This is a genomic window from Mycobacterium angelicum, assembly GCF_002086155.1.
In the GTDB taxonomy this organism is placed as follows: domain Bacteria; phylum Actinomycetota; class Actinomycetes; order Mycobacteriales; family Mycobacteriaceae; genus Mycobacterium; species Mycobacterium angelicum.
Window position 1 is genome coordinate 18,261 of sequence record NZ_MVHE01000044.1, and the last position, 26,517, is coordinate 44,777.

22 protein-coding genes are annotated in these 26,517 nt (G+C 68.0%); 11 read left to right on the forward strand and 11 right to left on the reverse strand.

Annotated features, from left to right (window positions below):
- Nucleotides 1-9: 9 nt before the first annotated feature.
- Nucleotides 10-1,296, reverse strand: coding sequence for an MFS transporter (locus tag BST12_RS20545; protein ID WP_139801802.1), 1,287 nt, complete (start codon nt 1,294-1,296; stop codon nt 10-12).
- Nucleotides 1,293-1,919, reverse strand: a complete 627-nt coding sequence (gene pdxH / locus BST12_RS20550; RefSeq protein ID WP_083114990.1) for a pyridoxamine 5'-phosphate oxidase — start codon at nt 1,917-1,919, stop codon at nt 1,293-1,295. The genes BST12_RS20545 and pdxH overlap by 4 nt, the downstream gene beginning before the upstream one ends.
- Nucleotides 1,920-2,001: 82 nt before the next feature.
- Here pdxH and BST12_RS20555 point away from each other — a divergent pair, with 82 nt between their 5' ends.
- The gene (locus BST12_RS20555) at nt 2,002-3,123 is read left to right on the forward strand and encodes a citrate synthase 2 (RefSeq protein ID WP_083114971.1); all 1,122 of its coding nucleotides are present in this window, start codon (nt 2,002-2,004) and stop codon (nt 3,121-3,123) included.
- On the opposite strand, the gene BST12_RS20560 is transcribed toward BST12_RS20555, so the two are convergent.
- Complete coding sequence (locus BST12_RS20560; RefSeq protein ID WP_083114972.1) at nt 3,120-4,550, reverse strand: Ig-like domain-containing protein; 1,431 nt, start codon at nt 4,548-4,550, stop codon at nt 3,120-3,122. The genes BST12_RS20555 and BST12_RS20560 overlap by 4 nt on opposite strands.
- Nucleotides 4,551-5,076: 526 nt before the next feature.
- Between BST12_RS20560 and BST12_RS20565 the strand changes: the two genes are divergently transcribed.
- Both BST12_RS20565 and BST12_RS20570 read left to right on the forward strand, forming a co-directional pair.
- Nucleotides 5,077-5,535, forward strand: a complete 459-nt coding sequence (locus BST12_RS20565) for a VOC family protein (RefSeq protein ID WP_083114991.1) — start codon at nt 5,077-5,079, stop codon at nt 5,533-5,535.
- 216 nt (nt 5,536-5,751) lie between these two features.
- Nucleotides 5,752-6,954: a PPE family protein gene (locus tag BST12_RS20570; RefSeq protein WP_083114973.1), complete on the forward strand. Its 1,203-nt coding sequence runs from the start codon at nt 5,752-5,754 to the stop codon at nt 6,952-6,954.
- 12 nt (nt 6,955-6,966) lie between these two features.
- Here BST12_RS20570 and BST12_RS20575 read toward each other — a convergent pair whose 3' ends face one another.
- Together BST12_RS20575 and BST12_RS20580 are read right to left on the reverse strand one after the other, a co-directional pair.
- A complete protein-coding gene (locus BST12_RS20575; protein ID WP_083114974.1) occupies nt 6,967-8,664 on the reverse strand; it encodes an FAD-dependent oxidoreductase in 1,698 nt (565 codons plus the stop codon).
- 6 nt (nt 8,665-8,670) lie between these two features.
- The gene (locus tag BST12_RS20580; RefSeq protein WP_139801803.1) at nt 8,671-9,708 is read right to left on the reverse strand and encodes an AurF N-oxygenase family protein; all 1,038 of its coding nucleotides are present in this window, start codon (nt 9,706-9,708) and stop codon (nt 8,671-8,673) included.
- 156 nt (nt 9,709-9,864) lie between these two features.
- On the opposite strand from BST12_RS20580, the gene serC reads away from it, so the two are divergent.
- On the forward strand, nt 9,865-10,986 hold the full coding sequence (serC, locus tag BST12_RS20585; protein WP_139801804.1) for a phosphoserine transaminase: 1,122 nt from the start codon (nt 9,865-9,867) through the stop codon (nt 10,984-10,986).
- A 122-nt stretch (nt 10,987-11,108) separates the two neighbouring features.
- The gene (sepH, locus tag BST12_RS20590; protein WP_083114977.1) at nt 11,109-11,873 is read left to right on the forward strand and encodes a septation protein SepH; all 765 of its coding nucleotides are present in this window, start codon (nt 11,109-11,111) and stop codon (nt 11,871-11,873) included.
- Here sepH and BST12_RS20595 read toward each other — a convergent pair.
- From BST12_RS20595 to BST12_RS20605, 3 genes are read right to left on the reverse strand one after another with little or no spacing between them, the layout of a single operon-like run.
- Nucleotides 11,856-12,122, reverse strand: a complete 267-nt coding sequence (locus BST12_RS20595) for a DUF2537 domain-containing protein (RefSeq protein ID WP_083114978.1) — start codon at nt 12,120-12,122, stop codon at nt 11,856-11,858. The two genes, sepH and BST12_RS20595, sit on opposite strands and share 18 nt — an antisense overlap.
- On the reverse strand, nt 12,119-12,928 hold the full coding sequence (locus tag BST12_RS20600; protein WP_083114979.1) for a TrmH family RNA methyltransferase: 810 nt from the start codon (nt 12,926-12,928) through the stop codon (nt 12,119-12,121). The genes BST12_RS20595 and BST12_RS20600 overlap by 4 nt, the downstream gene beginning before the upstream one ends.
- Complete coding sequence (locus BST12_RS20605) at nt 12,925-13,356, reverse strand: Rv0880 family HTH-type transcriptional regulator (RefSeq protein WP_083114980.1); 432 nt, start codon at nt 13,354-13,356, stop codon at nt 12,925-12,927. Before BST12_RS20605 ends, BST12_RS20600 begins: the two co-directional genes overlap by 4 nt.
- A gap of 224 nt (nt 13,357-13,580) precedes the next feature.
- Between BST12_RS20605 and BST12_RS20610 the strand changes: the two genes are divergently transcribed.
- Together BST12_RS20610 and BST12_RS20615 are read left to right on the forward strand one after the other, a co-directional pair.
- Nucleotides 13,581-13,856, forward strand: a complete 276-nt coding sequence (locus tag BST12_RS20610) for a DUF2530 domain-containing protein (RefSeq protein WP_083114981.1) — start codon at nt 13,581-13,583, stop codon at nt 13,854-13,856.
- A gap of 29 nt (nt 13,857-13,885) precedes the next feature.
- Nucleotides 13,886-14,341, forward strand: a complete 456-nt coding sequence (locus tag BST12_RS20615) for an SRPBCC family protein (RefSeq protein WP_083114982.1) — start codon at nt 13,886-13,888, stop codon at nt 14,339-14,341.
- Here BST12_RS20615 and BST12_RS20620 read toward each other — a convergent pair.
- The gene (locus BST12_RS20620) at nt 14,338-15,150 is read right to left on the reverse strand and encodes a DUF3027 domain-containing protein (RefSeq protein ID WP_139801805.1); all 813 of its coding nucleotides are present in this window, start codon (nt 15,148-15,150) and stop codon (nt 14,338-14,340) included. The two genes, BST12_RS20615 and BST12_RS20620, sit on opposite strands and share 4 nt — an antisense overlap.
- A 141-nt stretch (nt 15,151-15,291) precedes the next feature.
- Between BST12_RS20620 and BST12_RS20625 the strand changes: the two genes are divergently transcribed.
- Entirely contained in the window at nt 15,292-16,920 is a 1,629-nt protein-coding gene (locus BST12_RS20625) for an MFS transporter (RefSeq protein ID WP_083114993.1), read from the forward strand.
- Entirely contained in the window at nt 16,917-17,396 is a 480-nt protein-coding gene (locus tag BST12_RS20630) for a DUF2771 domain-containing protein (RefSeq protein WP_083114983.1), read from the forward strand. Before BST12_RS20625 ends, BST12_RS20630 begins: the two co-directional genes overlap by 4 nt.
- A gap of 96 nt (nt 17,397-17,492) precedes the next feature.
- On the opposite strand, the gene BST12_RS20635 is transcribed toward BST12_RS20630, so the two are convergent.
- Entirely contained in the window at nt 17,493-18,500 is a 1,008-nt protein-coding gene (locus BST12_RS20635; RefSeq protein WP_083114984.1) for a glutathione S-transferase family protein, read from the reverse strand.
- Nucleotides 18,501-18,644: 144 nt separating this feature from the next.
- Here BST12_RS20635 and BST12_RS34315 point away from each other — a divergent pair, with 144 nt between their 5' ends.
- Complete coding sequence (locus BST12_RS34315; protein WP_264061977.1) at nt 18,645-22,388, forward strand: PE family protein; 3,744 nt, start codon at nt 18,645-18,647, stop codon at nt 22,386-22,388.
- A gap of 119 nt (nt 22,389-22,507) precedes the next feature.
- Here BST12_RS34315 and BST12_RS20655 read toward each other — a convergent pair whose 3' ends face one another.
- Nucleotides 22,508-24,469 carry an acyl-CoA dehydrogenase family protein gene (locus tag BST12_RS20655; RefSeq protein WP_083114995.1) on the reverse strand — a complete coding sequence of 654 codons (1,962 nt, stop codon included), beginning with the start codon at nt 24,467-24,469 and terminating at the stop codon, nt 22,508-22,510.
- A 338-nt stretch (nt 24,470-24,807) separates the two neighbouring features.
- On the opposite strand from BST12_RS20655, the gene BST12_RS20660 reads away from it, so the two are divergent.
- A partial coding sequence (locus BST12_RS20660; RefSeq protein ID WP_139801806.1) for a PE family protein occupies nt 24,808-26,517 on the forward strand: 1,710 nt, incomplete at its 3' end.

Genomic DNA, 26,517 nt, shown 5'->3' on the forward strand with positions numbered 1-26,517 from the left:
TGCCCGGGGTCAGGTCTGCCGCTCTTGCGGGGTCCAGCGGGCGCCCGGCGTCCGGTAACGGACGAACGCCGGCGCTGCAAGCAGGGCTAACGCGATTCCGAGCACGACAAGTGCCCCGCCCCCGGCGGCGGTGGCCGTCGTCCCGATCACCGCTGCCGCGGCCCCGTGCAGCACATCTGCTAACCGCGGTCCGCCGGCGACCACGACGGTGAATACCCCCTGCAGCCGCCCGACCAGGTCGTCGGAAGCGGCCTGCTGCAGGATGGTCTGCCGGAACGCGGCCGACACCATGTCGGCCGCGCCGCCGAAAGCCAGGAACGCCAACGCCGCCCACAGCAGCGGGCCGGTCCGGCCGTCGGCCAGCCCGGTGACCAATCCGAAACCCACCATCGACAACCCCCACGCCATGATGGCGACCACCACCGCCAGGCCCTGCCGCCCGACCTTGGGCAACCAGCCGGAGAACACCCCGCCGGCCACAGCTCCGACCGACATCGCCGCGGACAACAATGCGATCGCCGAGCCGCCCTGGATGGGGCCGCCGAAGCTTTGATGGGCGATCTGCGGGAACAGTGCCCGCGGCATGCCCAGGATCATCGCGATCAGGTCGACCATGAACGACATCAGCACCACGGTGTTGCCGGCCAGGTATCGAAAGCCCTCCAGCACCGCGCCCGGACCCCACCGCGCCGGGCCGCCCGCCGGCATGGGCGCCAGCCGCAACGTCGCCCAGATCGGCACCAGGCAAGTCAACGCGTCGATCAAATACAACGTGGACAGGTCGAACCAGTTCAGCAGCAGGCCGGCCAGCAACGGGCCCACGATCGCCCCGAACTGGTTGACGGTCATACCCAGCGCATTGGCGGCCGCCAGTTGGTCCGCGGGCACCATCCTCGGGATGGCGGCCGCCCGGGCCGGGAAGTTAACGGCGAAAAACACCTGCTGCAGCGCGAGCAGACACAGCACCACCCACACGTCGTTCAGCACCAGCGCCGCCTGCAGCCACAGCAGCAGCGCCGCCACCGCCAGCCCGCACGACGAGATGATCAACAGCAGGCGCCGATCCATGGCGTCGGCCCACGCCCCGCCCAGCAGGCCGAACACCAGCAGCGGCAGCAGCGCGAACAAGCCGGCCAGGCCCACATACGCAGAGTTCTGGGTCAGCGCGTAGATCTGTACCGGCACGGCGAAGACGGTCAGATTGGCACCGATGACCGTCGGAATGCCGGCGATCCACAGCCTGCGAAAGTCGGGTATCCGCAACGGAGTGGTATCCGCGAACAGCCGCACCGTCACGGTTGCAAGCGCTCAACCAAACCGCCAACGACGCGAATCCTGTTGTGTAGCCGGTCTTCTCGGCCCTGCCAGAATTCCACCACCTCGGGTGACAGCAGGTAGCCGCCCCAGTTCGGCGGGGCCGGTATCTGCTCTGTGTCGGCGAAGCGTGCGGTCACCTGCGCCAGCTGTTCGAGCAGCGCCGCACGCGACGCGATCGGCTGCGACTGGCGCGACGCCCAGGCGCCCAGCTGCGAGCCGCGGGGACGCTTGGACCAGTAATCCTCGGTCGCCTGACGCTCGACCCGGCTCACCGGACCGCGGATGTGCACCTGTCGCCCCAGCTGGTACCAGGGAAAGGTCACCGATGCATACGGCGTAACCGCCAGTTCGGCCCCCTTGGCCGAGTCATAGTTGGTAAAAAAGGTGATTCCGGTCTCATCGAAGCCCTTGCACAACACCGATCGGCTGACCGGCCTGCCGTCCAGGACGGTAGCCAGCACCATCGCGGTCGGCTCGGCGACGCCGGCGCGTGCGGCGTCGTCAAACCACTTGCGGAACAACGCAAGCCAGCCGTCGCGCAGCCACTCCACATCGAGGTCGGAGGTGCCGTCTTTCTCGTGCTGGGGATCTGGTCGTGCCATCCGGACCACGTTACTGGGGGCCACCGGGAGTTGCTACCGGCCGGTAGCGTCGGGCCCAGGGTGGGGTGCGAGAATTTCGCCCATGACTGTCGTCCCGGAAAATTTTGTCGCCGGCCTCGAAGGCGTCGTTGCCTTCACCACCGAAATCGCCGAACCGGACAAAGACGGCGGCGCGCTGCGCTACCGCGGCGTCGACATCGAGGATCTGGTGGGCCAGCGGGTCACCTTCGGCGACGTGTGGGCACTGCTGGTCGACGGCAAGTTCGGCCACGGGCTGCCGCCCGCCGAGCCGTTCCCGCTGCCCATCCACACCGGTGACGTCCGGGTCGACGTCCAGGCCGGCCTGGCGATGCTGGCGCCCATCTGGGGCTACCAACCGCTGCTGGACACCGACGACGAAACCGCCCGCAACCAGCTTGCGCGGGCATCCGTCATGGCGTTGTCCTATGTCGCGCAGTCCGCCCGCGGCATTTATCAGCCGGCGGTGCCGCAGCGCATCATCGACGAATGCCCAACTGTCACAGCACGTTTCATGACCCGCTGGCAGGGCGAGCCGGATCCGCGGCACGTCGAGGCCATCGACGCCTACTGGGTATCGGCCGCCGAGCACGGCATGAACGCCTCCACATTCACCGCCCGGGTGATCGCCTCCACCGGCGCGGACGTGGCGGCATCGCTGTCCGGCGCGATCGGGGCGATGAGCGGGCCGCTGCACGGTGGTGCCCCGGCGCGGGTGCTGCCGATGCTCGAAGAGGTCGAGCAGACCGGCGACGCGCGTGGTCTGGTCAAGGGAATCCTGGACCGCGGCGAGAAGTTGATGGGCTTCGGCCACCGGGTCTACCGCGCGGAGGACCCGCGGGCACGGGTGTTGCGGGCTACCGCGGAGCGGCTCAAGGCCCCGCGGTACGAGGTCGCGGTGGCCGTCGAGCAGGCCGCGCTGGCCGAGCTGCGCGAGCGCCGCCCGGACCGCGCGATCGAGACCAACGTCGAGTTCTGGGCGGCGGTGATCCTGGACTTCGCCCGAGTGCCGGCCCGGATGATGCCGGCCATGTTCACCTGTGGCCGCACCGCGGGCTGGTGCGCCCACATTCTCGAGCAGAAGCGGCTCGGCAAGCTGGTCCGCCCGTCGGCCATCTACGTCGGCCCCGGCCCGCGCCACCCGGAATCCGTCGAGGGCTGGGACCGGGTCCGCACCACTGCCTAATGCTCCTTGTTGTCGGCGGTGTATTTGAAGGTGACCATCGGCGGGCTGTGGTCTGACAGCGGTTCGCCCTTGGAATTGAGGAATTTCGGCGCCTCGTTGCTGTAGCCGGTGGCGGTCAGCGTGACCCCCTGCCCACTTCGATAGAAGAATTTGTCGAGCAGCTCGCATTCGTTGCCGATATGGCACTCGGGCGCAAAGGGCGGCGAGGTTGGTCCGTGCTGCACCTCGACCCAGGCGTCGGTGAGTGAGTTGTTCGAGGCGAATTGCAAAAGGGCGTTCTGGTTGTCGGAGTACAGCGAGTTGAAGTCGCCCGTGACAATGACCGCACGCCCCGCGGAGTTCTGCTGGATGTAGGTAGTGAGCTGGGCCAGGTTGGCGTTGGTCAACACGCCGCCCCCGGTGTTGGCGTGCAGGTTGTAGAGGTCGATCGTCAAGCCGCCTGGAAGTTGTAACTGGCTGTAGGTAAAGCCCTTCAGGGTGAGGCAGTTGTCGCGATTGCATTGCCACCACGTCTGCCGGTCCAGCCGCTTCACCTTGAACTGCGCCAGCGTGTTGAGCCCGTCGGAGAACGGGACGCCGATCGGCCACAGCAAGGACGGCGGCTCCGGCGGTGTCTGACTGGGCATTCGGGATTTCTTGACCAGGAAATCGTGGTACGCGAAGTCCTCCTGGACATTGGCCACGTAGTAGTTACTGAGCCGCTCGCCAATCTGTTTCGTGTACAAGAACCGCGGCAGAATTGCGCTGGACAGCGGAAAGGGCAGGCCCGCAATGTTGTACGTCAACATGCTGAAATCCCCGGTTATCGTCGTGGTCGGGGTGGGGCCGACGAAGGCGGTCACGGTAGCCACGTCGTCGTGCCCGTGGAAGGGACCCAGGTATCCGGCCAGGCCGTGCACGTGCAGGCTGGTGTCGTCGCTGACGGCGACGGTAAAGGTATCGCTGCCAACGAAAGCCGGGTCGGCGGTGTAGGTGAAGCTGGCGGCTCTTTGGTCGACGGCCACGACGCCGTGCTGGGGCCCGCCCGGTGTATTGCGCGGATTCACCTTGAAGGTCATCCGGTTGCCGTCCGGGTCGTAGGCGGTGAACGGGATGGGGCCGACGGTGCCGCCCGAGGGGACGCTGATTTGTTGCGGCGTGGCGACCGGAGTGCGGTTGAAGATCAGCGGCGTGGCCCCGTTGCGCACCGCGGCCAGAAAGTCCATCACGGCATTGAGCAGGTCATTGGGGATGTCGCCGGGATTGAGCTGTCCCGCGGCGGCACCTGCGCCCGATCCAGCCGGCGGTGACGACACGCCGGCCCGCGGTTCGCCCGACGCAGAGCCGGAATCCGAGGGCTCGGCATAGCCGATCGCTTCGGCCAACGACATCGCCGCGCCCAGCCCCAGCACAACCGCTAACACCCCGATACGGTTGGCAAAATCCATCGGTTCTCCCTAAGCGTCCACCTGGTTCATGACGCGAACTACAACCGAGCCGTCCCTGACGTGAAGCGAAGTCTGAGTACCCTGCCGGCGATTGTCAATAAGGGTCTGCACCGCCGGCGGACCCCTGCTGTCGGTGCCGAGCGCAACCGCGCCGCTAAGCCGCGCACAGGTAGCCACGACCCGGCGGTCGCGCACGCAGTGCGCCCAAAATCGCTGTCTTACAACGTGTTCGAGCCTCGCGGGGATTGCCTGGGCCGGCCGCCGACCGTGTCAGCCCGCAACGTTGCTGCCTGTGCTGCCACCTCGGGTACAGGCGGCCCACGCGCGGACAGAACGGCATCCGTACCGTGACACAACCGTGCGCGTGTCGATGCGCAACCGTACCGATTCCGAGACGTCGATCCCGGCTCGGCAGAAACTTGTCGGTGCCCCGCGATTGAATGGGCTCCGCAGCGATGAGTTTGCGTCGCGGCCGGAGTCAGTATCCGAGAAGCCCAACTGGGACACCGATAGTAAGGAGACCGTCATGCCTATCAACGTCGAACCCGCAGTCGTCCCCCATCTCGTCGTCGACGACGCGGCAGCGGCGATCGACTTCTACGTCAAGGCGTTCGGCGCCGAGGAGCTGGGCCGGGTGCCCGGCCCCGACGGCCGGCTGATCCACGCCGCGGTACGCATCAACGGCTCCACCGTGATGCTCAACGACGACTTCCCCGAGATGTGCGGCGGCAAGTCGATGACGCCGAAGTCGCTGGGCGGAACCCCGGTCACGATCCATCTGACCGTCACCGACGTCGACGCCAAGTTCCAGCGGGCCTTGGATGCCGGCGCCACGGTGGTGATGCCGTTGGGCGACCAGTTCTGGGGCGATCGGTACGGCGCAGTCGCTGACCCGTTCGGGCACAACTGGTCGCTGGGGCAGCCGATGCGGGAGGTCAGCATGGAGGAAATCCAGGCGGCTATGTCTGCGCAGGCGAGCGGCTAGCCGGGCCCGCAGGCGCCGCGTGACGCGGCGCCTGCGGCGTCTCGACGGCCACCACCTCCGCGACGGCTCGATAGCTTTCGTCTACTGAGTGGTAATTGATCGTTATTGGACAGCCAAGCTTGCCCTCGTTTATCACTTTGGCTAGATAAATGCCGCTGTCTCGGTAAAAGCTTGGTGGTGCAGATTGCGTGAAATGAGCTGGAAGAAGCTTTCGGCATGACCACGCCCGTGTGGATGGCCGCCCCGCCGGAGGTGTATTCGGGATTGTTGAGCGCCGGCCCGGGACCTGCGTCGCTGCTCGCGGCTGCCGGGGCATGGTCGTCGCTGAGTGCTGATTATGCGGCAGTGGCCGACGAACTCACTGCGGTGTTGGGTGAGATGCAGGCGGGGGCATGGCAGGGTCCCAGCGCGCAGTGCTGCGTGGGTGGCTATGTGCCGTATGTGGCGTGGCTGACGCAGGCCAGTGCCGATACCGCGACGGTCGCGGCGGCGCATGAGACTGCGGCGGCGGCCTACACCGCGGCGTTGGCGGCAATGCCGACACTGGGTGAGCTGGCCGCCAACCACACCACTCATGCCGTGCTGTTGGCAACGAATTTCTTTGGCATCAATACGATTCCGATCGCGCTCAACGAGTCCGACTATGTGCGGATGTGGATTCAGGCGGCCACCACGATGGGCGGCTACCAGACGGTCTGCGCCACCGCGTCAGGCTGCGCCCCACATACCACCCCGGCACCGGTGATCGTCAAACCCGGGGTCGGTCAGGCCGGCAGCATCGCCGCCGCGGCGGTCCATGCCATCGGCTACCACCCGTTTCCGCTGATGCAGATCCTGTGGGACTTGATCAAATTCGCCGGCACCGAGATTCTCGCCATACCAGCGTTCAATTTGTATTTGATGGCGGTAATTCTCTTATCACCATTCATGCTCATCGGCGCCTTATTGGCATATTTGACGGGCGAATCAGATCTGGCCGCAGAAGTTTTGCAATACTTGGGGCTGGCTTGGTTGACAATCGGTGTGGAAGCTGCCGCTATTATGCTTCTCCCCTTCATCGTGGGCTATGAGATCGGAAATCTCGTCATTCAATGGATCATGGACCTGAATATTGCGTTTATTTCGACTCTGTCCGCAGTTTCGGGTTTGTCCAACGCCGGCGCCTTGGCCGGCTTGGCCGGCTCGGCCGGCTTGGCCGGTGCGGCTGCTGTACCGGCCGTACCGGCTGTACCCGCTGTGGCCGTCAATGCTGTGACGGTGGCTGGCTCCAGCGCCAGCGCGTGGGGGTTTACCGGCGCCGCGGCAAAGGGGCCCGTCGTGCAGGCCGCCGGGTTGACGACGGTGGATGCCGAACTGAGCGGCGGCCCCCGAGTGCCGATGCTGCCGGCCACCTGGGATTCGAATCTCGTTGGCAGCTAGCGGCGGCCCACGTCAGCGCAGTCGTGCCAGCAGACGCCGCCGCCGCGGCGGCGTCTGCTGGGCGGCGGCCGCCAGCATGTCCGCAACAACGGTGAATTTGTCGCGGGGGCGGCCCCCTTCGCCCCCTTCGCCGCCGCGCGCGATCTCGGCGGCGTCGATGGCGCGCCAGCCCGCGGAGTCGACTGCGTCGGGTTGCCGAGCGTGGACCAGCTCGGCCAGTGCCCGCGGCCTGCCCACCGGATCGGCCAGTCTGCCGGCGTTGAAGTCGGCGACCAGCGCCTGGACCGTTTGCAGCGAACACGACTTATTGGTGCCGATGAAGCCGGTCGGTCCGCGTTTGATCCAGCCCGCGACATAGGTCGCGGGTACCGGACGGCCGGTGGCCGGGTCGACGACCCGGCCCCCGTCGTTGGGAACCACCGCCGCAACCTCGTCGAAGGGCAGGCCGCGGATCGGTTTGCCGCGGTAGCCGATCGACGTCAGCACCAGGCCGGCGTCGAGCCGGCGCCTCTCCTCGGTACCGGTGACCGAGAACTCGACCCCGCTGGCCCGCTCGGGGCCGAAAACGCTGTGCGGAGTGAGCTGATACGCCAGCCGGACGCGCGGGCGCAAGTCAGGCGAAGACGCGTCACCGGCGTCGGCCAGGGTGCGCAGGATTTCCAGTTTGTTCCTGGTCAGTGGATCAGACGTGGTCGCCAGGTCGTCGAGCACCCGCTGGTGGTCGGCCGCATCGAGCACAACGTGCGACGCCTCGGTCAGTCCGACCAGTTCGGGCAGGGTGAACGCCGAGTGCGCCGGGCCACGGCGCGCGGCGACAACCACCTCTCGAACCGCCGAGGCGCGCAATGCGCGCAGCGCGTGCGTGGCGACGTCGGTGCGGCCCAACGCATTCGGGTCCGCGGTCAGCACCCGCGCCACGTCGAGGGCGACGTTGCCGTTACCGATCACCACCACCCGCTCATGACCGAGATCGACTGGCAGATCGGCGAACTCAGGATGGCCGTTGATCCACGCCACCAGCTCCGTGGCGGTCCCGGTACCGGGCAGACCCATGCCCTCGATATCGAGCCGGCGGTCGTCGGGGGCGCCAACCGCGTACACGACGGCATGATGGTGCGCCAGCAATTCGGCGTGGCTCAGATGCTTGCCGATCTCGACGTTGAGGTAGAACCGGAACCGACGATGGCCGGCAATGCGATCGAACAGCCGCGTCACCTGCTTGGTGTTGGGGTGATCCGGCGCCACCCCGGCACGCACCAACCCGTAGGGCGTGGGCAGCTTCTCAAAGACGTTGACCCGCACGCCATGCTGGACCAGCAACTCGTCGGCGGCATACATCGCCGCGGGGCCGGACCCGACAATGGCCACCGTCAGCGGCTCGCCGCGCTTGCGCACCTCGGCGGCCGGAATCACCGGCGCCAGCTTCGAGGTGGGAGGCAGCTTCACCCCGGGTGGGCGGTCGGGATAGTACGACGCGTTGATCTCAACAAACGGCAGCTGTTTGGCATCCAGTCGGCTGTCGGGTGCGATGGCGCCCACCGGACAGGCACTGACGCAGGCACCGCAATCCACACAGGCCACCGGATCGATGTAGAGCATCTCCGACGTCGCGAACCCCGGTTCGTCCGGGGTCGGGTGGATGCAATTGACCGGGCACGCGAAAACGCAGGACCCGTCATTGCAGCACGACTGCGTAATGACGTGTGGCATAAAGACTTACGCGGCAGGAGGGGCGGCCAGGTGCTGGCGCTGCGGCTCACTACGGTAGCGCGACGGCTTGCCGTTGATCTTGCAGATTCGCCACATCAGACGTGCGGAGCGGTTTTCCATCAGGCCGGTGTCATAGGCCAGCATCCGGACGTCGGAGAACATGTCGCGCAACCACTTTCGCGACTCCGGCGACCGGAAGAACAGCTCCTTCTTGACCTCTCGCGGGATGTCGAATTCCCGCCAGAACGCCTTGGGCGGAATCAGGATCGCATTGCACAGCATCCGCATGGTCAGCGGGAAGTAGAGTGAAACCCAGAATCGTTGCCGGCGAGTCAATTTCGGCAGGCGCTTGCGCAGGAACTCGTGGGCGAACGAGATGTGGCGGGCCTCCTCGGCCACGTGAATGGCCATCACCCGCTCCATGATCGGGTGCAGTGACTTGCCTTCGCGCAACACCTGCTTCTGGGTGTGGTCGATGGGCTCCTCGCCGGCAAGGACGCCGATGAAGAACGCCACCGGCAGCGGCCCGGCCACCAGTGGAATCACCGGTGAAATCCAGCGCAGCCGCCGGGGCATTCCGGGAACGTCGGCGCCAACGCGGTTGACCATCTCCTGAAACATCATCGTGTGGTTGCACTCTTCAACCGATTCGTGCAGGCAGTAGCGGTATTCCGGCGATCCGTTGGGCACCCAGAACGTGTAGTTCATCAGCCCGCGGATCAGAATCGACTCGAAGTGCAGTCCGACCTTGGCCACGTTGGCCTGCCGCCACATCCCGATCTTGATCTTGCGTTCCTCCGACTGCGCCTGATACCAGGGGTGGCGGCCCAGCGGGTCGGTCGCCGGGAGAATCCACCGGGGATCGTTGTCGGTGACAGCGAACTCCGGTGACTCCCAATCGATATCGGTGTACGGGTTGAAGTTTCGCCGCACAGACCCCTCGGACAGTGTGGCGAGCATTTCCACATACTCGGCGTCGTCCCGCACTTCCATATTGCGGCGCCAACGTCGAACCATGCGCGTCCTAGCCTTGACAGCAGCCATGAGCAGCCTCCTCAATGAGGTTCGTCTCGGACGGTTACAGAACACGGTACCGCTGGTACCGGGAAATGAACACTTTCCTGTGTTTCAGATCACACGTCAGCCACCTCTACAGGGCCGTCCAGCTAGGTCGCAGAGTGGCTCACTACCCTGATGGCCATGGCTGACCAGCTCGAGATTCCCGCTCACCTCAAACCCGGCGACGGCCGCTTCGGCTGCGGACCGTCAAAGGTCCGTCCGGAGCAACTACAGGCCCTGACCACCCCTGGCGGAAAGGCCTTGTTCGGGACCTCGCACCGCCAAGCGCCGGTCAAGAATCTGGTCGGCCGGGTTCGCAAGGGACTGGCCGAGCTGTTTTCGGTGCCCGACGGCTACGAGGTCATCCTCGGCAACGGTGGCACGACAGCCTTTTGGGATGCCGCGGCTTTCGGGCTGATCGACAAGCGCTCGCTGCACCTGACGTACGGCGAGTTCAGCTCGAAGTTCGCCTCGGGCGTCGCCAAGAACCCGTTCGTCGGCGACCCGATCGTCATCAAGGCCGAAGCCGGCAGCGCGCCCGAGCCGCAGTCGGATCCGTCCGTCGACGCGATCGCGTGGGCGCACAACGAGACCTCGACCGGCGTCGCGGTGCCGGTGCGCCGGCCGGCCGACTCGGGCGACGCGCTGGTTCTCATCGACGCCACCTCCGGAGCCGGCGGCCTGCCGGTCGACATAACCGACGTCGACGCCTACTACTTCGCGCCGCAGAAGAACTTCGCCAGCGACGGTGGCCTGTGGCTGGCCATCATGAGCCCGGCCGCGCTGGCCCGCGTCGAGGCCATCACCGCCTCCGGCCGCTGGGTGCCCGAGTTCCTGTCGCTGCCGATCGCGATCGAGAACAGCGTGAAGGACCAGACCTACAACACCCCGGCGATCGGCACACTGATCCTGCTGGCCGAGCAGATCGACTGGCTGCTGGGCAACGGCGGCCTGGATTGGGCCGTCAAGCGCACCGCGGACTCGTCGCAGCGGCTGTATTCGTGGGCGCAGGAGCGGCCCTACACCACGCCGTTCGTCGCCGATCCGGCGCTGCGCTCGCAAGTGGTCGGCACGATCGACTTCGTGGACGACGTCGATGCCGCGGCGGTGGCCAAGACGTTGCGCGCTAACGGCATCGTCGACACCGAGCCGTACCGCAAGCTGGGCCGCAACCAGCTGCGCATCGCGATGTTCCCCGCCGTCGAGCCCGACGACGTCAGCGCGCTGATCGAATGCATCGACTGGGTCGTCGAACGGCTTTAGTGCGGCTCTGACGAACCCGCCGGCCGCCTCCGCGTGTCAACGAGGTTAACGGCGTTTGTCGGTCTAGAGTGCGCACGTATCAGGTCCAGTGCTGGCCTGCACGGAGCCTGCGAGGAGAAACCATGCGGGAACTCAGAGTGGTTGGGCTCGATGCCGACGGCAAATACCTCATCTGCGAGGGGGCCCACTCAGCCGAGAAGTTCAAACTGCCGGTCGACGATCTGCTGCGGGACGCACTGAAGCAGGATGCAGACCCGCCCGAGCAACCGCATCTCGATATCCAGATCACTAACCTGTTGAGCCCCAAGGAAATTCAGGCGCGTATTCGGGCCGGCGCGTCCGTCGAGCAGGTGGCCGCCGCGTCGGGTTCCGACACCTCGCGAATCAAGCGGTTCGCCCACCCGGTGCTGCTGGAGCGGTTGCGTGCCGCGGAGCTGGCAACCGCAGCGCACCCGTTGCTGGCCGACGGCCCCGCGGTCCTGACGTTGTTGGAGACCGTTACCGCGGCGCTGGTGAAGCGCGGCCTGAGCACCGAGATGCTCAGCTGGGACGCGTGGCGCAACGAGGACAGCCGCTGGACGGTACAGCTGGCCTGGAAGGCCGGCCGCAGTGACAACGTCGCGCATTTCCGCTTCACTCCGGGCGCGCACGGCGGCACGGCCACCGCGATCGACGACGCGGCCAGTGAGCTGATCGACCCCGACTTCAAGACTCCGCTGCGGCCGCTCGCGCCGGTGGCACATCTCGCGTTCGATCCCGTCCCCGAACCCGCCAAGCCCGAACCCCAGGCACCGGCCGGCCCGCCGGTCAGCAACCGACGGGGCAAGCCGGCCATTCCGGCTTGGGAGGACGTGCTGCTCGGGGTTCGCTCAGGCGGCCAGCGCTAGCAATACCAGCCACGCGGCTGCCACACCTACGCCGGCGCCCAGCACAAACCAGCGCAGCACCAGGGTCCGACGCCAGCCCCACAGCGTGGGCGCCAGCCCGCCGACCGCCACGATGTTGAGCCCGACGGCCAATAGCGGGTGCACGCGGATCAGGCCCAGACTCAGGACAACAATCGCGGCCCCGGTCACCGCGGCGACGAAACCGGCCACCGCCAAACCCGTTGCCCAAGGGACGGACTCGTCGTTCACCAGGCAAGCCTATTCCGCTCGTAGAAGGCCAGCGCCGCCGCCGTCGCGACGTTGAGCGAGTCGGTGCCACGCGACATCGGGATGCGCACTCGCATATCGCTGATCCGCAGCGCGGCTGCGGTCAGCCCCGGACCCTCGGCACCCACCAGCAACGCCACCCGGTCGTCGCGCACCGCGTCCATCGCCGCGGGCAGCGGGTCTGCACCTTGCGGGCTCAACGCCAATAGCCGGAAGCCACTTTCCTTGAGCTTCACCAGATCTGCGGGCCAGTCGGTGGCCCTCGCATACGGGACGAGTAACGCGTGACCCATGGAGACCCGCACCGCGCGCCGGTAGAGCGGATCCGCGCAGCCGCTGCCGAACACCACCGCGTCCACACCCAGGCCCGCCGCGTTGCGGAAGATCGACCCGAGGTTCTCGTGGTCGTTCACACCTTCGAGCACCGCGACGGTGCGGGCACCGTCGACCACCTGGGCCACGCTTGGTTCCGGCACCCGACGCGCGGCGGCCAGCACCCCGCGATTCAGATGGAAGCCGACCACCTGCGCCATCACCTCGGCAGGGACCCGGTAATACGGCGCCTGGACACCGTCCAGGTCGTCCTCGAGCTCGGTGAGCCTGCGGTCGGTGCCCAGCAAAGCCAGCGGGCTGAAGCGGGAGGCCAGCATGCGCTGCACAACCAGGACACCCTCGGCGATCACCAGTCCCTTGCCGGCCGGCAGGTCCGGACGCCGGTCGATGCTGTTCAGGTCGCGGAAACTATCCAGCCGCGGGTCGTCGGGATCGCTGACATCCTGGACACTCACGGGCTTTCGTCGACCAAGGCCGAGATCAGATCTGCGGCGTTGCGCAGGACGTCGCGTTTTTCGCTGTCCAGCGTCGCCAGGCGCTCGGCCAGCCACTCCTGCCGCGCCCGACGGGCCGCCCGGACCAGCTCGGCGCCGGATTCGGACACCGAGACCAGCACCTGCCGACCGTCGACGGGGTGCGGGACGCGATCCACGAAGCCCATGTCGGCCAACGAGGCGATCACCCGCGTCATCGACGGCGGCCGGACCCGCTCCCGGATTGCCAGCGCCCCGGGCGTCATCGCACCCTCGTTGGCCAGAGTGGTCAACGCCGACAGCTGGGACAGCGACACCGGCGACGACGGGTTGCGGAACCGCAGTTGCCGGGCCAGCCGCATGACCGCCAACGACAAGTCGCTGGCTAATCGCGCGTCGCTGTCAGGCACAGCGCGAGGTTACAACGAAACCTGTGTGTTCGTTATGAGAACCTGGAAACGATGGACTTTCGTCCTTTTTTGCAGCGGGTGCAATTTCCGCGGACGTAAAAGTGATATCCCCGGGCGATATCCGGTTTGCGGGTTGACTATGCAGACCCGAATGGGTGTTGGAGTGACTGGTGTGACGATCGTTGTCGGCGCCGCTGCACGGCCCGCGTTATGGTGAAACAACGATGAGCACCGAACCCGCCGAAGGCGCCAAGTTGCCCGCACTCCCCGCCGCCCTGCTGGAGGTATGGCCGGTCATCACGGTCGGGGCGTTGGCCTGGCTGAATGCCACCGCAGCGGCGTTCTTCATACCCAGCCTCGAAAGCTGGCGCCCGGTGACCGTCGCCGGGCTCGGGACGGGGGCCCTCGGCACGTGCATCTTCGTCTGGCAAGTGGCCGCGGCGCGCCGCGGCGCACGCGGCGCGCAAGCCGGACTCGAAAACTATGTCGACCCTAAATAAATGCAAAAAATTCGCATATGGGAGGACGAATGGTTGCCCCGCTATTGCAAGCGGAAGTTGATATCAATGCCCCCGTGTCAAAAGTTTGGACACTGATATCTGATTTTCGGCGAATGCCCGAGTGGAGCCCGCAGTGCCGCTGGATGAAGTCCTTCGGTCCGCTGCGCCAGGGCACCCGCACGTTCAACCTCAACCGTCGCAACCGACTGTTCTGGCCCACCACGTGCACCGTCACCGAGGTGATCCCGGAGCAGAAGCTCGCGTTTCGGGTCAACACCAACGGCAGCGTATGGAGCTACGAGCTGGAACCCAACGGCCAGGGCACCCGGGTGATCGAGAGCCGCCACGCCGAAAACGGCGTCAGCGCGTTCTCCAACCTGTCGGTGAACGCACTCATGGGCGGCACCACGAACTTCGAACGTGAACTCGTCGAGGGCATGAACACGTCGCTGGCCAAAATCAAGGCAGCCGCCGAAAAGGCTTAGGCAGGAGGCTCCGCGGGCGGTTCCGGCGGAGCCGGTCTCTCCGTGACGTCGAGCACGCCGTCGTCGTACGGCTCATACGTGGGTGAGCCACTACCCGCAGGAGCCGGTGTGTCGGAATGGGCCCCGCAGCCATACTGCTTGTCGACGACATGGCCGTCGGCGGAAAGCTCATTGCCGCAGACACCGAACATCGCTCCCAGCGAGCCGGCGAGCGGCAGGAAGAAACCACAGTCGCGGCAGACTCGCTTGGTCGACCGCGACATCGCCGAGTCGGGACCGTAGTCGCCCTCGTGCCAACGTTCGGCCGCGTGAGAACGGCCCCAGGCGCTCATTACCCAGCGCCGGCCCAGTCCGACTTCGGCCGCCGTCTCATCGACCTGCGCATCCCCGCTGCCCGCGTAGCCCGGAACCAGCCGCGGATCGTCTTTAGCCGGCGCGAGCAGATCGCCCGGGCTCAGGTCCCCCGGCTTTATCCGCTGGTCCCAGGGCACCCACTCCGGGGCGAGCAGCGCGGTCGGCCCGGGGATCAGCACCACTTCGCTGATCGTGGCGTGGTCCGAACCTGCATAAGTGGCCACGACAACGGCCCACTGCCAGCCTTGATAGCCGGGCAAATGCGCCAGGAACCGATGCGTCGCGGCGTTCGGATCTTCGTAGCTGACGCCCAGATAGTCACCGACCGTCTCCTCGCCACTGAACTCCGCAACGGCCGCTTTGGCCTGGTCGGCGGCGCCCGTCAGCACCGCGGCCAACCCTTCGGGCCACTCGGCCACCATGGTTGCTGCGGGTTCTTCGGTGGGTCCGGTCACGCTCTCCCCTTCTCTGCGATGCGTATCCCATACTGCCGGAAGACACGGCGGACGAGCCACACCCGGTTGGCTCCGCAGAAACGCGGCATAGGACAGAATTGAACCGTGTCCGAACGGCGGCGTGTCAATGAGCACCCCGGCATGGCCAATTACCCCGCCGACGACTCCGACTATCGCCGCGGCCGCCGTCCGCCGCCGATGCCCAGCGCCAACCGCTACCTGCCGCCGCTGGGACGCCAATCCGAACCCGAACGCGACAGCACACCGCCGACACCTCCGCGCGGTTTCAACAACGGCGAACGGATCACCGTCACCCGCGCAGCGGCCATGCGCAGCCGCGAAATGGGCTCCCGCATGTACTGGATGGTTCAGCGGGCCGCTACCGCCGACGGCGCCGACAAATCCGGCCTGACCGCGCTGACCTGGCCGGTGATGGCGAACTTCGCGGTGGACTCCGCAATGGCCGTCGCATTGGCGAATACCCTGTTCTTCGCGGCGGCCAGTGGTGAGAGCAAATCCAAAGTGGCTCTCTACCTATTGATTACGATCGCGCCGTTCGCCGTGATCGCACCGCTGATCGGTCCCGCACTGGACAAGCTGCAGCACGGCCGCCGGGTAGCGCTGGCGATGTCGTTCGCGCTGCGCACGGCACTGGCACTGTTGCTGATCATCAATTACGACGGCGCCACTGGCAGTTTCCCGTCCTGGGTGCTCTATCCGTGTGCGTTGGCGATGATGGTGTTTTCCAAGTCGTTCAGCGTGCTGCGCAGCGCCGTGACGCCGCGGGTGATGCCGCCGACGATCGACTTGGTACGGGTCAACTCCCGGCTCACGGTATTCGGGCTGCTTGGTGGCACCATCGCGGGCGGCGCCGTGGCGGCCGGTGTCGAATTCGCCTGCACACACTTGTTCAAGATGCCGGGCGCGTTGTTCGTCGTCGTCGCGATCACGATCGTCGGCGCGTCGCTGTCGATGCGGATTCCCCGGTGGGTTGAGGTGACCGCGGGCGAGGTTCCGACCACGTTGAGCTATCACCGCGACAGCGGCCCGCTGCGCCGAGGGCACCCGGACAGGAACCCGGAGGGCGTCAAAGGGGTCAAGAAGGTCGGCGCCACGCTGCGACAACCGTTGGGCCGTAACATCATTACCTCGCTGTGGGGTAACTGCACCATCAAGGTGATGGTCGGCTTCCTTTTTCTGTATCCGGCGTTTGTGGCCAAGGCCCATGACGCTGACGGCTGGGTTCAGTTGGCCATGCTGGGACTGATCGGTGCGGCGGCCGCAGTGGGCAATTTCGCCGGCAACTTCACCAGCGCGCGGCTGAAACTGGGCCGGCCCGCGGTTTTGGTGGTGCGCTGCACCGTGGTGGTCACCGTGTTCGCGGTGGCGGCAGCGGTGGCCGGCAACTTGATTGCCGCGGCTATCGCCACCCTGATCACCTCGGGGTCCAGTGCCATAGCGAAAGCCTCACTGGACGCCTCATTGCAAGACGACCTGCCCGAGGAATCGCGCGCGTCGGCGTTCGGGCGCTCCGAGTCGACACTGCAGCTGGCCTGGGTGCTCGGCGGCGCGGTAGGGGTTTTGGTCTACACGGAGTTGTGGGTCGGCTTCACCGCGGTGACGGCACTGCTGATCCCGGGCCTGGCACAGACGATCGTGAGCTTCCGCGGCGACTCGCTGATCCCAGGCCTAGGTGGCAACCGGCCCGTCATGGTCGAACAGGAGGGCCGTCCCGTCGGCGCTTCGGCAACGGGAGTGGTGCCCCGGTGAAACGCGCCGTGTTGATCGCGGTCGTCGTCGTGCTGTCCATCGGCGCGGGAGTGGGCGCGTGGCTGCTGGTACGCGAGCCGGGTCCGCAACCACCCGAAATCAGCGCCTACTCGCACGGCCACCTGACCCGCGTCGGGCCGTACATGTATTGCAACGTGCTCAACCTCGACGACTGCCAGACGCCGCAGACACAGGGCGCACTGCCGGTAACCGAACGTTATCCGGTCCAACTGTCGGTACCCGAGGCGATTTCGCGTGCACCGTGGCGATTGCTGCAGGTGTATGAAGACCCGACCAACACGACCACCACGCTGTTTCGGCCGAACAGCCGGCTGGCGGTCACCATCCCCACCGTCGACCCGCACCGCGGCCGGTTGACCGGCATTGTCGTGCAATTGCTGACGCTGGTGGTCGACCCTGCCGGGGAGTTACGCGAAGCACCACACGCGGAATGGTCTGTGCGCCTGACGTATTGAGTCTGCTGGGCGTCGAGTGTGCATCGTGGGTGGGCAGATCGCGAAGTTGCCGCCTTGTATACACACTCAAATCCAACGGTGCACACTCGATTGGGCCTACGACGCCGCGTGGCCGGCTGGCACCCGCTCACCCGCAACCGGTGGACCGGGCGGTGTGCCGTCTCCGAAAGGCCTGCCGCCCAACGCTTCTCGACCATGTGGCGTCAACCAGTCGGACAGGTCCGGCCCCTTGGGCACGATGCGGGTGGGGTTGATGTCAGCGTGCACGATGTAGTAGTGCTGCTTGATCTGCACGAAATCGATGGTGTCGCCAAAACCCGGCGTTTGGAACAGGTCTCGCGCGTAGGCCCATAACACCGGCAACTCGGAAAGCTTGGACCGATTGCATTTGAAGTGCCCGTGATACACCGGGTCGAAGCGTGCCAGCGTGGTGAACAGCCGCACATCGGCTTCGGTGATGGTGTCGCCCACCAGATATCGCTGCGTCGCCAGCCGATCGTTGACCCAGTCGAGCGCCGTGAACAGCCGGTCGTAGCCGGCCTCGTAGGCCTCCTGTGAACCGGCAAACCCACACCGGTACACGCCATTGTTGATCTCGGTGTAGATTCGCGTGCTCACCTCGTCGATCTCGTCCCGCAACCCCTCGGGGTACAGCTGCGGCGCGCCGTCGCGGTGGTATGCCGTCCACTCGGTGGAGAAGTCCAGCGTTATCTGGGCGAAGTCGTTGGTGACCACGGCTCCGGTTGGGACGTCGACGATCGCCGGAACGGTAATGCCTTTGGGGTACTCGGGGAACCGGTTGAAGTAGGCGTCCTGCAGGCGAGGGATCTTCAGCACCGGGTCGAGACCGCCCGGATCCAGATCGAAGGTCCAACTGCGCTCATCGTGAGTGGGGCCGCAAAAGCCAATGGAGAGAACATCTTCCAGCCCCAGCAACCGCCGCACGATGATGGTGCGGTTGGCCCATGGGCATGCCCGGGCGACAACAAGCCGATAGCGACCCGGCTCTACCGGGTAACCATCACGCCCGTCGGCGGTGATGCGAGTGGTGATGTAGTTGGTATCGCGGTTGAATTCGCCGGTCCCGGCGACGTAGGAACCCATACCGACAATATTGCCCGCGCACCCCAGTGCGAGCCGACCATCTGGGACCGATCCAGTTTTACGAACAAGCGATTAATTATTGGACCGCAGGCATATAGTTTTCGCCGACCGGGTCTGCTCGATCGGGCACCAGGCTGCCGTGAAATGAATAGAGGCCACACGTTGTCGTTCGTCAGCACTTCGCCGGAAGCAATCGTTCGCGCGGCCTCGCAACTCGCGGGTATCGGGTCGACTATCGAGGCGGCCAATTCAGCCGCGGCCTCGACAACGAACCTGTTTGCCGCCGCCGGCGACGAAGTTTCGGTGGCCATCGCCTCGCTCTTCGGCCAGCACGGCGCCGAATACCAGGCGCTCGGAAGACAGATGACGAGTTGGCACGCCCAGTTCGTCGAGACCCTGAACAACACCGGGATGATGTTCGCCGGCGCCGAGGCCGGAAACGCCCTGCGGTTGGGCGCCGCCGCGGCCGATACGGCTCCGCTGGCCGGCCTGCGAGCCGCCCTCACCGAGGCACCCGAGATGCTGCTCATCGAACCGATCGATGCCGTCGGTCAAGCGTGGCTCACCAGTCCGCTGGGCTCGGTCGTCGACCCGGTGCTGAACATGCCGTTCACCGCCCTGACCGGCCGCGCACTGGTCGGCAACGGCGCGGCCGGAACGTCCGGCGTCAATGGCGGCAATGGCGGCAACGGCGGCTGGCTCTACGGCCATGGCGGCGCCGGCGCGGCCGCCACGGCCACCACGGCCGCCGGTCGCGGTGGTGACGCCGGCCTGTTCGGCGACGGCGGCGTAGGCGGTGCGGCGCTTCCCAACTCCGGTGGCAATGGCGGGGCCGGCGGCAACGGCGGCCTCTACTTCGGCGACGGCGGGGCCGGGGCACCCGGTGCGGCGTCCCTCAACCCCCTGATCCCCGGCGGTAACGGCGGGCCTGGCGGCAACGCCGGGTGGTACGGCAAAGGCGGCATGGGCGGGGCCGGCGGGCTCGGCGCACCGGGCCTGGCAGGCGGGACGGGCGGTGTGGGCGGCAACGGCGGGGCCGGCGGTTTGGGCGGCACGCTCTGGGGCAACGGCGGCGACGGCGGCGTAGGCGGCGCCGGCGGGCATGGCGGCCATGGCAGCAACGGCAGCGACGGCGCGGCGGGCAACTTCAGCACCGGTAACGGCACTGGCGGCAACGGCACCAACGGTACCGACGGCGGGACCGGCGGGGCGGGTGGAGCCGGCGGTAACGCCGGCGCGGCCAGAGGCCTGGGCGAGGCCGGCATCAACGGCAGCGGCGGCGCGGGCGGGGCCGGCGGCAACGCCGGGTTACCCGGTGACGGCGGAGTCGGCGCAGCAGGCACCGCTGTACACATCGACGGCGCGGCCGGTGGCCATGGGGGCGACCCCGGAGCCGTCGGCGCCGGTGGCCTCGGCGGCAACGCGGGCGTCGGCGGAACCGGCGGCACCATCGGCGCGACCGGCCTCAGCGGCGCCGTCGTGACCAGTGGTGGTCACGGCGGCGATGGCGGCGCCGGATTCAGCGCTGTCACCCCCGGCGCATTCGGCGGCAACGGCGGCAACGGCGGCAACGGCGGATCGGTCGGAAGCGGCGGCGCCGGCGGTGCCGGCGGCAACGGAGCCAACGCCAGTACCGGAGGCGCGGCCGGAGCGGACGGCGGCCATGGCGGCAACGGCGGTAATGCGGGCGTCCACGGCCTGGCCGCCGGCGACTCCGGCAGTGGTGGCAACGGCGGCAACGGGGGCAAGGGCACCTTGAGCGTCAATGCGGGTGCCGGTGGTGCGGGCGGCCACGGCGGAAATGCCGGCGCCGTGGGACACGGCGGTACCCAAGCGGGCACGGTCGGCAATGCCGGCAACGGCGGCAACGGCGGCAACGGCTCCACCACCGCGGGAATGACGGCACCCGGGGGCCGCGGCGGTGACGGCGGCGACGCCGGCAGCATCGGCACCGGCGGCCACGGCGGCCGGGGCGGCGACGGCGGCACCGGCTCCACGAGCGGGTCACCGGCAGCTGGCGGGGATGGCGGCCACGGCGGCAACGGCAGCAGCGGCGGCGTGGGCGGCGCCGGTGGCAACGGCGGCAACGGCAACGGCGGCGGCAACGGTGGAGCCGGCGGCGACGGCGGCAACGCCTCCGGCGGCACCGCCGGCAGCGGCGGCAACGGTGGCAACGGCGGCGACAACAATCAGTCCGGCGACAGAAGCGGCGGCAATGGCGGAGCCGGCGGGAACGCCGGGACCATCGGCGCTGCCGGCAACGGCGGCAACGGCGGCAGCGGCGGCAAAGGCACCGCGACTGGAGCCGGTGGGACCGGCGGCAACGGCGGCAACGCCACGTCCGCGCTGGGCCAAGCCGGCAGCGGCGGCAACGGCGGAGCCGGCGGGTCAGGCGGCGACGGCGGCGACGGCGGGAACACCGGCACGATCGGCACCCCCGCTACCGCCGGCGACGGCGGCAACGGTGGAGACGGGCTCGGCAACGGCGCCGGCGGCAACGGCGGGCACGGCGGCGAGGCCGCCAACGGCGGCATCGCCGGTAAAGGTGGCAATGGTGGCGCCGGCGGCTCATTCGGCGGCAATGGGGGCAACGGCGGCGACGGCGGAAACGGTGCCTCCCACGGTGACGGCGGAAACGGCGGGGCCGGCGGCAGCGGTTCGCGGGGTTTCAACAACGGAGTGGGCGGGGCCGGCGGCGCGGGCGGTAACGCCGGCACCAACGGCAACGGCGGGGCCGGCGGCGCCGGCGGCAAAGGTCTGATCGGCGCGGCTGGGCAAAACCCGCAGCCACTACCCGCCTCAACCAACCCGGCCGCAGCGACCGGCCAGCAGGGCGACAACGGCGTCGGTCCCAACGGCGAGGGCGGCAACGGCGGACCCGGCGCGATGGGCGTCACCGCTCAGCCCGGCGGCGACGGCGGTGGCGGAGGCAGCGGTCAAATTCTTCAGACTTCCGACGGCGGCAAGGGCGGCTCGGGAGGCGACGGTGGGGCCACGAACGGTTCCGTCGCGGCAGCCGGCGGCAACGGCGGTGGCGGCGGCGACGGCCACTTCGGCGGCACCGGCGGCGATGGCGGTAGAGGCGGAACCGGTGGCAGCGGCGGCGGTACCGGGGGTAACGGCGGCACGGGCGGACTCGGCGGCATCACCGGTACAGGCGGCAATGGCGGAACCGGCGGAACGGGTGGCGTCGGCGGCGGCGCCGGCGGAAACGGCGGCGCCGCCCCGGGTGCCGGCGCAATAACCGGCGGCACCGGCGGCACCGGCGGCTCTGGCGGTGGATCCGGTGGCCACGGCGGCTCCGGCTTAACGGGCGGCGTCGGCGGCCAGGGCGGTGAGGGCACGACCGGTAGCGACGGTAGCGCCGGTGGCAGCGGCGGCGCCGGTGGCGCGGGCGGGACCGTCTCCGGAAACGGTGGCGCGGGCGGAGCGGGCGGCGCAGGCGGTGCCGGTGGCGCCGGAGCCACCGGCGGTCACGGCGGCACCGGTGGCGATGGCCGCGTCAACGGCAAGTCAGGCAATGGCGGCGTCGGGGGCACCGGCGGAATCGGCGGCGCAGGCGGAGCGGGCGGCGCGGGCGGCGCAGGCGGGACTGCGACGAACGGCACCGGCGGAATAGGTGGTGCCGGTGGCAACGCGGGCGCCGGCGCCAACGGCGGAACCGGCGGTACCGGCGGGGACGGCGGCCGCGCTGACTTCGGCGTCCTGCCCGGCCAAGGCGGCGACGGCGGCAAAGGCGGTAGCGCCGGCGTCGGCGGCCACGGCGGCACTGGCGGGCAGGGCGGCGCCAGCGTCACCGGCAACCCGGGGTTGTCGGGACTCTCCGGTGTGGGCGGTGCGAACGGCCAGGAGGGCACGACGGGCACCAAGGGGTCGGTCGGCTCCTGATCACGGGCTATTCGGTGTGCGCCCTGGGCGGCGAAATCGCAACGATTGCACCATAGACGCACACTCAAAGCCCTACGCGCACAGCCGAATCAGCCAGGCCGCAACTTCAGTGCACAGGCCTACAGCTTCGCCCGGCTCGACGGCTCTTCGTCCAATACCGTCAGAAACCGGCGGGCCAGATTCTCCTCGGTGGACGGCGCCGGCTCCCACGGCGCGATCCACGGTCCGGTGCCCTCGGACGGGTCGATGATGCCGCTCTCCAGCCAGGTGTAACGACCGTCGAGCACATCGTTCGTCACCCGGACATCATCGCTGTCGGTGTTGGTCCACAATGCGTGGAACAGCGCCTCGACCCGCAAAGTTGCTTGCTGACAGAACAATTCGGCCAGCTCGTATGCCTGCTTGCCAATGGCGGGATCGGCGGCGCGCTGCGCCTCGGCCCGCACGCAGGCCGCCGACATGGCGAACAGTTCGGCACCGATGTCGACGATCCGTCCCAAGAACCCCTGCTTTTGCTCCAGCTTGGCCTGCCAGCGCGCCATGCCGTAGAAAGTGTTGCGGGCCAGCTTGCGACTGGAGCGTTCGACGAACCGCAGGTGCGATGCCAGCGACCCGAACTCGCTGTAAGCCGTCGGACGCTGCCCTTCACCAAATACCAGTTTCGGCAACCACTTTGCGTAAAAGCCGCTCGCCCCCACCGCGGCCGCCGCCTTGTCCCGCAAGGCGGCGTCCGCCTTGGCGAGGTCGCCGGCAGCCGTCAGATGAGCGTCGACGGCCTCGCGGGCGATGAGCAGCCGCATGATTTCGCTGGATCCCTCGAAGATGCGGTTGATCCGCAGATCCCGCAGCGACTGCTCAACCGGCGCCGCGCGCTCACCGCGCGCGGCGAGTGACTCCGCCGTCTCATATCCACGGCCGCCGCGGATTTGCAGCAGGTCGTCGGCAATGATGCAGGCCATCTCGCTGGACCACAGTTTGGCCAGCGCGGCCTCGATCCGGATGTCATTGCGGCCCTCGTCGGCCATCTGTCCGGACAACTCGACCACCGCATCAAGTGCATAGTTGGTCGCGGCCATGAATGCGATTTGGCGGGCGACGGCTTCGTGTTTGCCGATCGGTTTGCCCCACTGCACCCGCTCGCACGACCATTCGCGCGCGATCTTCAGCGACCACTTCGCCGCCCCGGTAGCCATCGCCGGTAGCGCCAACCGCCCGACGTTGAGTGTGGTGAGCGCGATCCGCAAACCGTCGCCTTCGCGGCCGATCAAATTTTCCGCGGGGACCCGAACCCGGTGCATCCTCGTCAGACCGTTTTCGATGCCGCGCAGACCCATGAACTTGTTGCGCCGCTCCACGGTGATCCCGGGCGAATCGGCTTCCACCACGAACGCGCTGATGCCGCCGCGGTGCCCTTCGCTCTTCGGTACCCGCGCCATCACGACCAACAGTTCGGCGACCACGCCGTTGGTCGTCCACAGCTTCACGCCCTCGAGTTCGTAGGCCTTACCGTCGTCGACCGGTGTCGCCGTGGAGCCCAGCCGCGCCGGGTCGGATCCCACATCGGGTTCGGTGAGCAGAAACGCCGAAACGGCACCGGCGGCGCAGCGCGGCAAGAACTTTCGCTTCTGCTCGGGGGTCCCGGCAAGCTTGAGCGGTTCCGGAACGCCGATCGACTGATGGGCCGACAACAATGCACCGATACTGGGATGAATTGTCGACACCATCATCAGAGCGCGGTTGTAAGCCACCTGCGACATGTTCAGCCCGCCGTACTCCGACGGAATCTTCATCCCGAAGCAGCCGAGTTCCGCCAACCCCTTCACGTATTCATCGGGAATGGTGGCGTCGCGCTCGATGACGCTGCCGTCGACACCGCCCAGAAACTCCCGCAGCTTGGCCAGAAACGCCGCGGTGCGCTCTTCCTCGGCGTCGGTTGGCCGGGGAAAGGGATGTATGAGGTCCAACGGGAAACGACCGAGGAACAGCTCCTTGGCGAATGACGGTTTATCCCAACCGCTTTCGCGCGATTCCTCGGCTACGGCCCTCGCTTGCTCCTCGGTGACCTGCGTCTGCTGTGTCATCGCCGTCTCCTTGCTCACGATCACATGTAAGGCCCGAGTACCCGGTTCCTTCCGGAATACTACGGCGCGGCCAGCCTCCAGTGGCGGAAAAGCGATCGCCGGGCGGCGCTGAACGGCTAATCAGGCCTTCTGGCCGCGAAATCCGCACCGGCACAACATAACTGGGCTAGCAGCCGCCGTCGCCGCACCCCCAGTCATCGATTGTTTTTCGGTTCGGCCGAACGCCGGATTTGTACGTCGGATAGCGGTAGCGTCTTCTAGCGTCTTCTAGCGTCGAAATGGATCGCCAAATGGCGCGGTCTGTGCGGCTGCCATGAATCGATAAGCGAGGTGTGCAGGTGTCGTTTGTGGTGGCTACGCCGGAGATGTTGTTGGCCGCGGCTTCGGATTTGGCGGGCATTGGTTCGGCTATTGGGGCCGCCAACGCCGCGGCGGCGATTCCCACCGGCTCGCTGTTGGCCGCCGCCGGCGATGAGGTGTCGGTGGCCATTGCCACGCTTTTCGGGTCGCACGCCCAGCAGTACCAGGCAGTGGGCGCGCAGACGGCCGCGTTCTATGACAGTTTTGTCCAGACCCTGACCTCCGCGGGCAGGATGTTCGGCAGCGCCGAGGCCACCAACGTCGCAACGCTGCAACCGCTAGGGGGCCTCCAGTCGCTGGCTGCTGCCGGCTCGCAGTCGCTGCTGGTCGAGCCGGTTCAGCAAATCGGCCAGGCGTGGATCGGCAGTCCACTGGGTGCCATCGTCGATCCGGTGATCAATGCACCTTTCGTCGCACTGACCGGGCGCGGCCTGATCGGCAACGGTGCCGCCGGGACGGCCGGAATCAATGGCGGTGCCGGCGGAAATGGCGGTTGGTTATTCGGCAACGGCGGCCCGGGAGCGGCCGCCACCGCCGCCTCCGCCGCCGGTCCCGGTGGGGATGCCGGGTTAATCGGCAACGGCGGGGCGGGCGGGTTCGCCCTGGCCAACAGCGGGGGCGCCGGTGGCGCCGGCGGGCATGGCGGCTTGCTGTTGGGCGACGGCGGTCCCGGCGCGCCTGGCGCGCCCTCGTTGAACCCCGCCATCCCCGGTGGGAATGGTGGTCCCGGCGGCGACGCCGGCTGGTTCGGGACCGGTGGTACCGGCGGTGCCGGCGGCGCTGGCGCCCCCGGCCTCATCGGCGACAGCGGTCTCACCGGAACCGGCGGAAACGGCGGCGCGGGCGGCCTTGCTGGCAACGGCGGCGCGGGCGGCGCGGGCGGTGTCATCGCCGGTAACGGCGGCGCCGGTGGGGTCGGCGGTACCGGTGGTGCCGGCGGTGTGGGTGGGCACGGTGGACACGGCGCCGCCGGTAGCTACGCCACCGGTAACGGCACCGGCGGCGACGGCGGCAACGGCGGCGACGGCGGGGTCGGCGGTAACGGCGGCGTCGGCGGCAACGCCGGCCACGCCCGCGGGCTAGGCCTAGTCGGCGCCAACGGCAATGGTGGGGCCGGCGGGGCCGGCGGTAACGCCGGCACCCCGGGTGACGGGGGGGCCGGCGCGTCCGGTGACGCCGTCCACATCGACGGCGGGGCCGGCGGCAACGGCGGCAATCCCGGCGCCTTCGGTACCGGGGGTCACGGCGGCGGTCCGGGCAGTGGCGGCAACGGCGGGACCGGCGGCACCGGCGGCGCAAACGGTGTGCTGCCCACCAACGTCGGTACCGGCGGCAGTGGCGGCAACGGCTTCAGCGCCCCCACCGCCGCCACGGTCGGCGGCAACGGCGGCAACGGCGGCAACGGCGGATCCGTCGGCAACGGCGGTGCGGGCGGTGCCGGTGGAAACGGCGCCAACGCTACCGCCGCCGGCGGTACCGGCAGCAACGGCGGCAATGGCGGCAATGGCGGCAACGCCGGAATTCATGGGCTTACCGGCGGCAACTCCGGGGCCGGCGGCAATGGCGGCAACGGCGCCAACGGAATCTCGACGACGAACAACGGCGCCGGCGGCGACGGCGGTAATGGCGGCAACGCGGGCACCGCGGGCACCGGCGGCACGGCCGGTGACGGCGGCAATGCCGGCACG

Coding starts and splice junctions, on each gene's coding strand:
- BST12_RS20615 (WP_083114982.1), top strand. CDS start 13,886: ATGGTTGCCCCGCTATTGCAAGCGGAAGTTGATATCAATGCCCCCGTG.
- BST12_RS34315 (WP_264061977.1), top strand. CDS start 18,645: ATGAATAGAGGCCACACGTTGTCGTTCGTCAGCACTTCGCCGGAAGCA.
- BST12_RS20565 (WP_083114991.1), top strand. CDS start 5,077: ATGCCTATCAACGTCGAACCCGCAGTCGTCCCCCATCTCGTCGTCGAC.
- BST12_RS20575 (WP_083114974.1), bottom strand. CDS start 8,664: ATGCCACACGTCATTACGCAGTCGTGCTGCAATGACGGGTCCTGCGTT.
- BST12_RS20570 (WP_083114973.1), top strand. CDS start 5,752: ATGACCACGCCCGTGTGGATGGCCGCCCCGCCGGAGGTGTATTCGGGA.
- serC (WP_139801804.1), top strand. CDS start 9,865: ATGGCTGACCAGCTCGAGATTCCCGCTCACCTCAAACCCGGCGACGGC.
- sepH (WP_083114977.1), top strand. CDS start 11,109: ATGCGGGAACTCAGAGTGGTTGGGCTCGATGCCGACGGCAAATACCTC.
- BST12_RS20560 (WP_083114972.1), bottom strand. CDS start 4,550: ATGGATTTTGCCAACCGTATCGGGGTGTTAGCGGTTGTGCTGGGGCTG.
- BST12_RS20625 (WP_083114993.1), top strand. CDS start 15,292: ATGGCCAATTACCCCGCCGACGACTCCGACTATCGCCGCGGCCGCCGT.
- BST12_RS20655 (WP_083114995.1), bottom strand. CDS start 24,469: ATGACACAGCAGACGCAGGTCACCGAGGAGCAAGCGAGGGCCGTAGCC.
- BST12_RS20555 (WP_083114971.1), top strand. CDS start 2,002: ATGACTGTCGTCCCGGAAAATTTTGTCGCCGGCCTCGAAGGCGTCGTT.
- BST12_RS20610 (WP_083114981.1), top strand. CDS start 13,581: ATGAGCACCGAACCCGCCGAAGGCGCCAAGTTGCCCGCACTCCCCGCC.
- pdxH (WP_083114990.1), bottom strand. CDS start 1,919: ATGGCACGACCAGATCCCCAGCACGAGAAAGACGGCACCTCCGACCTC.
- BST12_RS20635 (WP_083114984.1), bottom strand. CDS start 18,500: ATGGGTTCCTACGTCGCCGGGACCGGCGAATTCAACCGCGATACCAAC.
- BST12_RS20580 (WP_139801803.1), bottom strand. CDS start 9,708: ATGGCTGCTGTCAAGGCTAGGACGCGCATGGTTCGACGTTGGCGCCGC.